At 43.3% G+C, this 11,778-nt stretch carries 9 protein-coding genes; 5 read left to right on the forward strand and 4 right to left on the reverse strand.

All coding sequences use genetic code 11. The annotated features are described in order from the left end of the window. Positions 1-9: 9 nt before the first annotated feature. The 3 genes from SKC35_RS09955 to SKC35_RS09965 are packed head-to-tail and all read left to right on the forward strand — an operon-like array spanning position 10 to position 2,283. Positions 10-495 (forward strand): Fur family transcriptional regulator, encoded by a 486-nt coding sequence (locus tag SKC35_RS09955; protein WP_130895069.1) that lies wholly within the window; start codon positions 10-12, stop codon positions 493-495. A gap of 9 nt (positions 496-504) precedes the next feature. After that, entirely contained in the window at positions 505-1,785 is a 1,281-nt protein-coding gene (locus SKC35_RS09960) for an adenylosuccinate synthase (protein WP_377979228.1), read from the forward strand. Positions 1,786-1,794: 9 nt separating this feature from the next. After that, entirely contained in the window at positions 1,795-2,283 is a 489-nt protein-coding gene (locus SKC35_RS09965) for a hypothetical protein (RefSeq protein WP_377979229.1), read from the forward strand. A 77-nt stretch (positions 2,284-2,360) separates the two neighbouring features. Here SKC35_RS09965 and tsaD read toward each other — a convergent pair whose 3' ends face one another. After that, positions 2,361-3,359 carry a tRNA (adenosine(37)-N6)-threonylcarbamoyltransferase complex transferase subunit TsaD gene (tsaD, locus tag SKC35_RS09970; protein WP_377979230.1) on the reverse strand — a complete coding sequence of 333 codons (999 nt, stop codon included), beginning with the start codon at positions 3,357-3,359 and terminating at the stop codon, positions 2,361-2,363. Positions 3,360-3,391: 32 nt separating this feature from the next. Here tsaD and SKC35_RS09975 point away from each other — a divergent pair, with 32 nt between their 5' ends. After that, entirely contained in the window at positions 3,392-7,873 is a 4,482-nt protein-coding gene (locus tag SKC35_RS09975; protein ID WP_377979231.1) for a translocation/assembly module TamB domain-containing protein, read from the forward strand. A 48-nt stretch (positions 7,874-7,921) separates the two neighbouring features. Here SKC35_RS09975 and SKC35_RS09980 read toward each other — a convergent pair whose 3' ends face one another. Further along, a complete protein-coding gene (locus tag SKC35_RS09980) occupies positions 7,922-8,866 on the reverse strand; it encodes a hypothetical protein (RefSeq protein ID WP_377979232.1) in 945 nt (314 codons plus the stop codon). Between the two features lie 130 nt (positions 8,867-8,996). Here SKC35_RS09980 and nadB point away from each other — a divergent pair, with 130 nt between their 5' ends. Continuing rightward, positions 8,997-10,577, forward strand: coding sequence for an L-aspartate oxidase (nadB, locus tag SKC35_RS09985; RefSeq protein WP_377979233.1), 1,581 nt, complete (start codon positions 8,997-8,999; stop codon positions 10,575-10,577). On the opposite strand, the gene udk is transcribed toward nadB, so the two are convergent. Next, positions 10,560-11,174 (reverse strand): uridine kinase, encoded by a 615-nt coding sequence (gene udk, locus SKC35_RS09990; RefSeq protein ID WP_377979470.1) that lies wholly within the window; start codon positions 11,172-11,174, stop codon positions 10,560-10,562. The two genes, nadB and udk, sit on opposite strands and share 18 nt — an antisense overlap. 69 nt (positions 11,175-11,243) lie before the next feature. Beyond that, positions 11,244-11,747 (reverse strand): class I SAM-dependent methyltransferase, encoded by a 504-nt coding sequence (locus tag SKC35_RS09995; RefSeq protein ID WP_377979234.1) that lies wholly within the window; start codon positions 11,745-11,747, stop codon positions 11,244-11,246. Positions 11,748-11,778: the final 31 nt, after the last annotated feature.

The raw sequence follows: 11,778 nt of genomic DNA on the forward strand, positions 1-11,778 counted from the left end.
TTTCCATAAATGTCCCAAGAATTAGATAAACTAGATTCAGTAAAAAAGATCTTCACTGCCTACCTAGAAAACAAGGGTTTGCGGAAGACTCCGGAGCGCTTTGCGATCCTGGAAGAGATCTATTTACGGGACGATCACTTTGATGTGGAGGAGTTATATATCTCCATGAAAAACAAGAAATACCAAGTCTCTAGGGCTACCGTTTACAATACGCTCGATGTGTTAGTGGAATGCGATTTAGTGGTGAAACACCAGTTTGGACGCAACCAGGCACAATTCGAGAAGTCTTATGGACGTCGTCAACACGATCATTTAATCTGTACCGATTGCCACAAAGTCACCGAATTTTGTGATCCTCGGGTACAAACTATCCAAAGTTTAGTAGGTGAAATGCTGCAATTCAATGTAATGCACCATTCCCTTATTTTTTACGGTTCTTGTACGAACAAGAACTGTGAACACAGAGCAAATTACCAAGCAAGAAATCAAGAATAAAACAATATTATGGCAGTTGATGTATTATTAGGCTTACAATGGGGTGATGAAGGGAAAGGAAAGATCGTAGACGTTCTAGCACCCAAGTATCAAGTAGTTGCGCGTTTTCAAGGTGGACCTAACGCGGGTCACACCTTAGAATTCGACGGGTTTAAGCACGTTTTGCATCAAATTCCATCGGGAATTTTCCGCCAGGAAGTTCAAAACATCATCGGTAACGGCGTTGTTTTGGATCCCATTATCTTCAAAAAAGAGATCGACGGTTTAGCGCATTTCAACTTAGACTTACGCAAGAACTTAGAGATTTCAAAGAAAGCATCCATCATCTTGCCTACGCACCGTTTATTAGACGCTGCTTACGAAAAAGCGAAAGGTGATGCGAAGATCGGTTCTACTTTAAAAGGAATCGGACCTACTTACACGGATAAAATTTCTCGCCAGGGATTACGTGTGGGTGATATGATTTCGCCTGATTTTTCTGCCAAATACAAGGCATTAGTCGATCGCCACAAAGCGATTTTGGACGTATATAAATTCGAATACGATTTAGCGGCAGCTGAGAAGGAATTCTTCGAAGCCGTTGCTTTCATGAAAGAGTTCCACTTAGTGGATTCAGAATATTCTGTGAACCATGCTATTACTGCAGGGAAAACGATCCTAGCGGAGGGCGCACAAGGTTCACTTTTAGATGTGGACTTCGGTTCTTATCCATTCGTTACTTCATCCAATACGATCACCGCGGGTGCTTGTACCGGTTTAGGTGTAGCGCCTAAAAACATCGGTGAGGTTTTCGGTATCTTCAAAGCGTATGCAACTCGCGTAGGTTCAGGTCCGTTCCCTACGGAACTGGAAGACGAGGTAGGCGAGCGTATGCGGGTGGAAGGCCGTGAATTCGGTTCTACGACAGGTCGTCCGCGCCGTTGTGGTTGGATCGATTTGCCAGCCTTGAAATACGCGATGATGATTAATGGGGTGACTCAATTAATTATGATGAAGGCGGACGTCTTGAATATCTTTGACGAGATTCAAGTGTGTACAGCTTACGAAATGCCAGACGGTTCGATTACAGACCAAATCCCTTTCGAAATCACCGATATCAAAGTAAAACCGGTGTACGAAACATTAAAGGGTTGGGCTTGCAGCTTAGAAGGCATGCGCGATTTCAACGAATTGCCAGTTGAACTAGCGGATTACATCAAATTCTTAGAAAAACACTTGAACCTACCTATTAACTTCATCTCGACAGGTCCAGACCGCGAGGCATGTGTGTTAAGAGGTTCATTAGCTTAAATCATCAAAATGGAGGGGATTTCAGTAGCTGATTTGTACAAGTTCGACGAGATCTATTGGGTCCCGCAGGATAAGTCAGAGGCGCAGCTAGCGGAATCCCCTGCTATCGTTTTGGAGGAGGAGGCTATTGCGGCAGTTAAGCCGAAAGTCTCCACTCCTTGGGTCGTTGTAGGCCAAATCGCCGAAACCGAACTTGCTCGTTTAAAACTCATTTTCTCTGCACCTCCACTCGTTTTAGGTCCCGCTGATTGGTCAGTCTACACTCCATCGGACGAAGAACCAAGCTTCTTAGAATTCTTGAAAGAGACGAGCGCAAAACGCTATATCTTTATCGGTCAACAACCGGCTGTTTGGCAAGGTGAATTACCTACCACCGAGATCGATACCATTGAATCCAAATTAGTCTATTTCTTTCCACGCTACATTTCGTCGCTGACGGATGCGGAGAAGACGCTGAAGATGGCGTTTTGGAATGCGTTGAAGGAGATGAAAGGGTAGAGAGTAAAGAGAGGAGATAATAGAGTAGAGATAGTAGATGAATCATCTATACTCTATAATCTGTACTCTATAATCTATTACAATTCGTACCTCGCCAACGGACTCACATCCTGCCCACAAAATTCCCCTGCTTCAGCTTTGAAATGTCCCGCCATGGCGATCATGCCCGCGTTATCGGTGCAATAGCTAAAGGCTGGAATGAAAACTTCCCAACCTAATTCGGAACCCATTTCAGTTAGTCTTGAACGCAAACCGGAGTTAGCCGAAACGCCACCGGCGATGGCGATTTGGGTGCAGTTCATTTCCTTCATCGCCTTTTTCGTTTTGCGTAAGAGCATGTCGATGAGGGACTTTTGAACGGAGGCGCAGATGTCTGCTTTGTTTTCTTCGATGAAATTCGGGTTGTTTTTGACTTCTTTTTGGAGGAAGTAGAGGATGGCGGTTTTAATGCCGGAGAAACTGAAGTTGAGGCCGGGCATTTCACCTAGTGAGAAGGGGAAGCGGTCGGGGTTACCTTCTTTGGCTAACTTATCGATCAAAGGACCACCCGGGTAAGGTAAGCCGATCAGTTTGGCAGTTTTGTCAAAAGCCTCGCCCACGGCATCGTCTTGCGTTTCGCCAATCACCTCCATATCGAGCGCCGATTTTACCCAAACCAATTGGGTATGACCGCCACTAACGGTCAGGCAAAGGAAGGGGAATGAGGGCTTCGGATCCTCAATAAAATGCGCCAACACGTGCGCCTGCATGTGATTCACCTCGATTAAAGGGATGTTCAAGCTCAAGGCTAAAGACTTCGCAAACGAGGTGCCGATTAATAAAGCTCCTAAAAGCCCAGGGCCCCTTGTGAAGGCAATGGCATTCAGTTCATTTTTGTTTATATTTGCTTTTTGCAGGGCCTCTGTCACGACAGGGATGATCGATTTTTGGTGAGCTCTGCTGGCTAATTCGGGAACGACGCCACCCCATTCCGTGTGGATGAGTTGTGTCGAGATGATATTAGACTTCAAAACGCCGTCTACCATGACGGCAGCCGAAGTTTCATCGCAAGAAGATTCAATAGCCAGTAGCTTCATAAAAATAGAATTCTGCGCAAAAATACGGCAATATGGTCAAATATCTCAAAATCTTCGTCAAAACAATCCTCTATGGATTGCTGGGGATTTTTTTGCTGATTTTTGCGACCATTCTCCTTCTCAGAGCTCCCGTTAACCAGACTTTATTAGCGAATTATTTAACGCCTAAAGTGGAAAAGGCGATCGGCTATCCTGTCAAAATGCAGGGTATCCAGGTCAAGTTTTTTGATGAAGTCAGCATCAAAGGCTTAGAAGTAAAAGACCCTTGGGGCGCTAAAATGATCCAAATCGATCAGCTCGATGTGAATTTTAGCATTACGCATTTATTCTTGCAGCCTGGAAAACCGAGTTTGGATTATGCTCGTTTGACACGCCCTAATGTGCATTTGATATTCGAAAAGAAGACGGGTAAAATGAACATCGAGGAGTTTATTTTGCGCCTTGAAAAGTGGATTACGGGTGGAGTGAAGACGGTAAAAAAAGGTCCTTCATCCATTTTTACGATACCGGAAGCGGAAGTCATTGATGGGGCATTTTCGTTAGATGATAATACGCGTAAAAGTGAGGCGACACGCCGTCATTTCGATATTTCGCACTTTACTTTAGCGAAGGTTTATTCCAAAGTCAAGAATTTTTACATCAAGAACGATACGCTTGGACTACAGGCGATTGGTTTGCGGACGAAAGATCCGTTGACTGGTTTTGACGTAAAAAGTCTGAATACGGTGTTTATGATTTCGGATCACCAAATGCGCTTTGATCAACTGGATTTGCGCTTTAATGATTCGCGCGTGACACGTAAATTTGTGGTGAATTACCGCGATATGAGCTCGATGACGCGTTGGATTACAGACGTGGACATGCAGGCAGATTTTAATGGAGCGCTGGTGAAAGGGGAGGATTTAGGCCGCTTTGTGGAGGCGATGTATGACTACAAAGGGATGTATCGTTTGAAGGGTTTGTTAAGAGGTACGGTGGCGAAATTGGATTTGAAAAAGTTTGAATTAGGCTTCGGTGCGAAGAGTGTTTTAAGAGGGGATTTTAATTTCAAAGGTTTGCCAAATGTGGACAAAACGGAGATGGATTTTGCGATGAAATCTTCCTTGTTTTACCCGCTAGATTTAGGGCCATATATCACGAAGTCTGCTGCAGAAAATATGGTTATTTTAGGGCCTGTGGCTTTTGATGGTCTATTCAAAGGGAATAACAGAAACTTTAGAACGGCAGGTAAATTAAAGACGGGATTAGGGTATGTGGAGGCGGATGTCAAAATGAATCTACAGGATTCGATGGCTTTTTCGCGTTACGACGGAAAGATCAAATTGCAGAAATTCAAGTTGGGTAAACTGCTGGGAATGGAGCCCATGTTAGGCACTTTGGATGCAGAAGGGAATTTGAAGGGGAAGGGTTTTGCCAAGAAATCGGCTAATATTGATTTTGATGGAAAGGTATCTGAGATCTTTTTTAATCAATACCTCTACCACAAAGTCACGTTAAAAGGCAACTTCCAAAAGCAGTTATTCAAGGGTGATGTCATTTCGAAAGACACGAATTTAGTCGCGACGATGTCCGGTTTAATTGACTTGCGCAGCTCGAAGCCTGTGTATCAAATGCAAGGAGAAATTGCACATTCAAATCTCCATGACATTCGGTTATTTGATCCTCAAGTGAGTTTGTCGACGGATTTTGAATTGGATTTTAAGGGCGATCGCTTTGATGATTTGGAGGGGCGTACCGTATTTTATAATTCCACTTTACGCACACCCAATAAGCCAGATCTGCATGTGGAATTAGTGACGCTTACTTCGGAAAATGGTCCAGGTCAAAAGCGTCATTACAAGTTAACTTCTGATTTAGTTTCGGCGGAAATTAGTGGTGAGTTTACCCCGAGTCTTTTGCAATCACAACTAGGCCAACTAGCGAATGAGTACGCATTGTTTTTCCAAAAAAGCACAGACGAACGCTGGGGTTACTATGCCACCCATCGCCACGAAACAGATACAAAATACAAGGCGGATTTCACGGTGATTTGCCACCGGGTGGATCCCATTTTAGCGCGCTTTTTTCCCACAGTTCAGATTGGAGAAAATACGGTTTTCTCCGGAAATATATCGAAAGGGAGAACCCTTTCAGTAAGTTTGGAGGCTTATCCGGATACCTTGGTTTTGGGCGGCTATCATTTTTATCAGTCTGTTTTCTCTTTCCAAAGTTCAAAATTTCTGGGTGCTCCTGAGGTTTCTTCTAGTCTTGTTTTCTCTTCTAGAAAGCAGCAATTGAACTTCTTGACGCCTACGGAGAATTTCAAATTAGATGCACTATGGGATCAAGATCGGATCAACTTTGGACTTGATTTTAAACAACAAGGTGAGGAGAATTCAGCTCATTTAGCCGGTGCTTGGGCCTTCGAAGAAGAGGGTTTGTCGCTGAAATTTAAGGATACCTATTTCCGAATTTTAGGCCAAGACTGGGCAATGGATCCAGCGAATAAAATTACGATTCAAGGGCCAGAATGGAAGGCAGATCGGGTGTTAGTTGCTAACCAAAATCAATCCATCTCCTTGCAAGGCAGCCTTTCGAATGACACGACTGAGACCATTAAATTGCGGGCGAATCATTTCCAGTTATCGACCTTGAAACCCTTGTTTGCCACGAAGACGACGGGTGAACTGAATGGAGAAATTGCGATTCAGGATTGGTATCACCATACCCGTTTGGACTCCTGGTTATTAGTCGATTCGCTGCGTTTGAACAAGTTTTATATCGGTAATTTGCAAGGTGTAGGAACCTATTTAGCGGACGACAAAGCGATGGATTTAAACTTGAACCTAAACCGTTTAGGGGAATCTGTTTTATCATTGACTGGATCTTATAAACCTTTTGAGGAGGAGCAAAAATTAAATGTGAAGGCTGAATTGAACCAGACGGATTTGCAGATTTTGGAGCCCTTTACAGAAGGGGTTTTCTCTGGTTTGAAGGGTTCTGCGTCGGGCAATTTGCACATAGGAGGCTTGCCTACTAAACCGGAGATCACGGGTGATATCGTGTTTTCGAAAGCGGGAGCCGTGTTTGATTATTTGAAAACGTCGTTGTCTGTATCGGACACCGTAAACTTTACCCCTCGGAAGATTTATGCTAAAAATTGGAAAGTCTTAGATACGGAAGGGAATAAAGCATTAGTCAATACCACGTTGCAGTTTCCAGAAGGTAAGCCCTTTGAACTGGACATCCAAGCGAACTTAGATCATTATAAATTATTAAATACGAGCCGGGAGCCGAACTCGATTTATTACGGGTTAGGCTATGCTTCAGGTCCGATGCGGGTTTCTGGATCGATTGATAATTTAGTCGTTTCGGCTGATTTAAAATCGGAGAAAGGGACGCGCTTATTCATTCCTTTAGATAGGGAAGAGGATGCGTCCGAAGCGGAAGATTACAGCTTTGTTAGTGAAATAGCTGCGACCAATGTGGAGCAAGCTGCTGAGGCAGTTTCAACAAAATTACAGGAGGATGGGATTACCCTCGACCTTCGTTTAGCCTTGACGCCTGAGGCCTATGGCGAGGTTCAGTTTGATGCCAAAAAAGGGGATGTAATGCGGATGTATGGTTCGGGTGATATTAAGATGAATCTGGACAAAAAAGGCGCCTTTAAAATGGTGGGGGATTATGCCATCGACCAAGGGGATTATACCTTTACTCTCCAAAACTTAATCAACAAAAAGTTTGCTATTCAACGAGGTTCTAAGATCTCTTGGACCGGTGATCCATTAGAGGCGAACGTGAATATCAAGGCGATTTATACACAGTATGCTTCCTTGTTTCCCATCTTGTTAGATACGACAAATAAAGGCAATTTGCCGGAGTTTAAGCGTCGCTATCCGGTGGATGTGACGATTAGCTTACAGGATCGTTTGTTATCGCCTAGCGTGAATTTTGATATCGGTATTCGGGATTATCCAAAGGATATGACCTTGAATGGTGCAGTGACTGCCTTTACGAATCGGATCAAAACAGACGACCAAGAGTTAACGCGTCAGGTAAGTAATCTCTTGTTATTTGGACAATTGGTTTCTCCTTTCGGAGGAAGCGGTCTAGCGCTGGGGAATTTGATGGGGAATTTTACAGAGATGCTTTCGAATCAGTTGAGTAATTTGGCCTCTAAAATCAACAAAGATTTAGATATTTCAGTGTCACTGGGCGGTGGTGCATTGAACCAAGACATCCTGTCTAATCTCCAATTACGTGCCTCGTATAACTTCAATGATCGCTTGCGCATCACGCGAAGCGGTGGATTTACAGATGCCAGAAATCAAACGAGTCCGCAAGTATTACTAGGCGATTGGGCCTTGGAATGGTTTGTGAAGCCAGATGGTAGTTTGCGCTTAAAGACTTATAATCGCAACGTGCAGACGACAATCTTAGGATCCTTTAACTCCTATCAGATTAACCAAACAGTGGGCGCCAGCTTACTGTATAACAAAGGTTTCAATACCTTCTTTTGGCAAAAGAAGAAATAAAAAAGGCCACCCTTTCGGATGGCCCCTTTCAAAAATAATAGGAGGAAATTACTTTACCTCGAATGCGCCAGTTCCGATTTGGAATCCTTCTGCATATAATTCTACTGTGTATTTACCTGGCTTGTAAGCAACGCCACCGCGAGGGTAAGTTACCGCAACTGTTTGGCCATCGTTTGAATAGTCAAATGATTGCTTCGCTGTGTAAGTCAATTCTTTTCCGTTGATCGTGATACGACCAGAACCGATTGCTTCGTCAGATAAAGTAGCGCCTTCGCCATCTAATACGCGAACGTAAACTGTCTTGTTTTCTAACTTCGTGATTGGGTTCGTTGCAAGACTAAATAAAACTTTCAATTTCTCGATTTTCTTACCGTTCAAACGAGAACGTTCTGTCTCTTTACCTTTTGCGTTAACCGCTAATACCTTCAAGTTTTGAGCTTTCAAAGCAGCCGCGATGCTTACTTTGCGCGCTAATTCTTTGTTGCGTTGGCTAACAGAAGAAAGCGTATCGTTTAACGTTTGGTTTTGTGTTTTTAAACCTGAGTTCTCCGTGTTTAACGTCGTGTTTTGCGTCGTTAATGTTTGGTTGCTTTCTGTTAAAATTCCGTTTTGCTTTTTCAACTCAACGATTTCTCCATCTTTCGTAGACAATACCACGTTGTATTCTTTGATTTTCGCTTCGTATGAGGCAATAGTAGCGTGGTTTGAGTTCTTTAATGACGCTTTATCTTGTTCTAATTGAACTTTCAATGCTTCTAAATCAGCTACTTGACCTCCTAAAGATTTGATTTCGGCGATTTTAGCATCTAATTGAGTAGAAATCGAATCCAAAGAAGAGCGCGTATTCGCTAATTCAGTTGCTTTTTGTTCGATTTGCGTTGCTTGATCTTTCGTCGTTTGATACGAACGGAAGTACAAAACTCCTAATACTGCCGTTAGCACAGCTAAGACAATAAGGGCGGTTTTGGAATTGTTGTTAGGCGATTGTTCCATTTGGTATAAATTGATTTTTAAGGGTTTATAATTTTTAATGGCGCAAAATTACAAAATAAAGTCCACATTTTGGGGGGTATTTCGGATTGAAGCCTCTTTTTGATTAATTTGCGTTACATATTTGTATCCTATGCCTACATACGACTTTATTGTCATCGGTTCTGGAATTGCTGGTTTATCCTATACGGTAAAGGTAGCGGACTATTTTCAGGAACGCCAAATCCCCATTAAAATTGCCTTGATTACGAAGACCGTGGCCGAAGAAACGAACACGAAATACGCGCAAGGTGGGATTGCAACGGTTTGGGATACAGCGGATTCCTTTGAAAAACATATCGATGATACGATGGTGGCCGGCGACTTTGTGAGTGATCGCAAGGTGGTGGAAATTGTAGTGAAAGAGGCGCCTGAGCGTTTGAAAGAATTGATTGCCTACGGTACGGATTTTGATCGCCAAGCGGATGGGTCTTTTGATTTAGTCAAAGAAGGTGGCCACTCCGATAAGCGCATTTTGCACCACAAGGATTCCACCGGAAATGAGATTGAACGGGCTTTATTAGCCAAAGTCAAATCGTATGACTGCGTGGATTTCTTCACCCATTACTTTGCCGTTGACTTAATTACCCAACACCATTTAGGGGAGAAAGTGACGAAGGATACCCCAGGTAAGAAGTGTTTTGGGGTGTATGTATTGAATCTTAAGACGAATAAAATTGAGACTTTTTTAGGGAAAACCACCTTGTTAGCGACGGGTGGAATCGGTCAAGTCTATCAATCGACGACCAATCCGACGATTGCGACAGGGGACGGAATTGCGATGGCGTATCGGGCCAAAGCCTTCGTTCAAGGAATGGAATTCATTCAATTTCACCCGACGGCCTTATATAATCCAGGAAAGAAACCTTCTTTTTTAATTTCCGAAGCCGTTCGTGGTCACGGTGGAATATTGAAGAACCAAGATGGTTCTACTTTTATGGAAAAGTACGATGCGCGTCTTTCATTAGCTCCTCGCGATATTGTGGCTAGGGCGATTGACTCGGAGATGAAAAAGAATGGAACGGATCACGTTTTCTTAGATACCCGTCACATTCCTAAAGAGGAGATTTTACAGCATTTTCCGATGATCTATAACCATTGCTTGAAGGTGTTGGGGATTGATATGTCGGAAGAAATGATTCCGGTCGTTCCCGCGCAACACTATTTATGTGGCGGAATTATCGTAAATGAATATAGCCAAACGAACATTGAAAATCTCTATGCTGCCGGCGAATGTTCGTTTACAGGCTTGCACGGAGCGAATCGTTTGGCCTCTAATTCCCTATTAGAAGCGATCGTTTATGCGCACCGCGCTTTCGAGAAATCGGTAGCTGAATATGGTACTCAAAATTTACCAGACGGCATTCCATCGTGGAATGATGACGGAACGCGTCATCCGGAGGAGATGGTTTTAGTGACGGAGATGACCCGTGAATTAGAGTCGATTATGTCGAATTACGTGGGGATTGTTCGGACGGATCGCCGTTTGAAAAGAGCCTATGATCGCCTAGAATTGATCTATTTAGAGCATGAAGAATTGTACCGTCAATCGAAAATTACGGTGCCTTTGTGTGAATTAAGAAATATGATTAATGTGGCCTATTTGATTATCAAACACGCAAGAGCACAACGGGAAAACAAAGGTTTACACTATAACCTAGATCTGATTCTTTAAGTAAGAAACGATTACTTCAAGTCCTTTTTCGAAGTGGTGATTGTTAGGGATCACGATATCACAGCTGCGTTTGTGCGGGCGAATATATTCCTCGTAGGTGGGTTTCACATGGTATTTCCAGCGATACATCACATCTTGCAAATCGTACCCACGCTCTTCATTGTCGCGCTTGATTCTGCGCTTTAATTTGATTTTATCTTGGGCGTCGATGAAGATTTTGAGGTCCAAAAGCTGGGCCACCTCCGGGAAGTGAAACACAAAAATCCCCTCTACCACTAAGATTTTACGGGGATGAAAATGCAACATGTCAGGCACTTTCTCCGTGTTGTTGAAGGTATATTCTACTCTACTCACTACCTCGCCATTGCGTAATCGTTCGATATCAGCCGCAAAAGATTGGTCGTCGATCGCGCCTGGTAGATCAAAGTTCTCGATTCCGTTGTGATCCTTCGTTTGGTGCTCGATGGGACGGTAGTAATTATCTTGGGATAAAAGGCAGATGTCATCCGTCTTGAACTGCTCCATTAATCGGCTTAAGAAGAGGGTTTTACCTGAGGCGCTACCTCCAGTGATACCGATAATAAAGGGACGTTCGATTGTTGACATAAGTGTTTAATTCCGCTGCAAATTTGCGAAAAGGTTTTTATTTAAGCTAAAAAACGCCTTTCATTTTCGGAATTTGAGGTAAATGGCTACCTCATCTTTGACCTGCGTCGCTACATACTGTAGTCCCGCTTGCTCGAATTCGTCGATGATTTCTTGTTCAAAAAACAGATCTTTTCCACATCCTTCGTGCTGTAATCGCTCTGTTTTAGATATCTCTTCTTCGATGATGACGATGCCATTTTCGTTTAAGGCACTTTTGATTTTCGCTAGCATTGCGATGCGATCTTCGAATTCGTGCCAGGCATTAAAGACCCAAATTTGATCCTGGTTTTGCAAACTTTCCGGATTCAATGCGACCCCTGTCTTCCAAACTAAACCCGTTTTCTCCGTGAAATAGTCAATGCTGTCTTGAATATCTTCCTGCTCTACGAGTGGATCCACCAGCATTAGGTGTTGGGCTGGATAATGCAAGCATAGGCTCACTTCCCACCAGCCATATCCGCAGCCAATCGAAGCGATATGGTCCTCTTTTTTCCATTGCCCAAAATCGTAGAATTCTTTCATAGACTCGCAATTTAAGGTATATTTGACCAAT

Origin of the sequence: Aquirufa originis (genome assembly GCF_042714495.1) — a bacterium.
Taxonomy (GTDB): Bacteria; Bacteroidota; Bacteroidia; order Cytophagales; family Spirosomataceae; genus Aquirufa; species Aquirufa originis.

Coding starts and splice junctions, on each gene's coding strand:
- nadB (WP_377979233.1), top strand. CDS start 8,997: ATGCCTACATACGACTTTATTGTCATCGGTTCTGGAATTGCTGGTTTA.
- SKC35_RS09960 (WP_377979228.1), top strand. CDS start 505: ATGGCAGTTGATGTATTATTAGGCTTACAATGGGGTGATGAAGGGAAA.
- SKC35_RS09995 (WP_377979234.1), bottom strand. CDS start 11,747: ATGAAAGAATTCTACGATTTTGGGCAATGGAAAAAAGAGGACCATATC.
- SKC35_RS09975 (WP_377979231.1), top strand. CDS start 3,392: ATGGTCAAATATCTCAAAATCTTCGTCAAAACAATCCTCTATGGATTG.
- SKC35_RS09980 (WP_377979232.1), bottom strand. CDS start 8,866: ATGGAACAATCGCCTAACAACAATTCCAAAACCGCCCTTATTGTCTTA.
- SKC35_RS09955 (WP_130895069.1), top strand. CDS start 10: ATGTCCCAAGAATTAGATAAACTAGATTCAGTAAAAAAGATCTTCACT.
- tsaD (WP_377979230.1), bottom strand. CDS start 3,359: ATGAAGCTACTGGCTATTGAATCTTCTTGCGATGAAACTTCGGCTGCC.
- SKC35_RS09965 (WP_377979229.1), top strand. CDS start 1,795: ATGGAGGGGATTTCAGTAGCTGATTTGTACAAGTTCGACGAGATCTAT.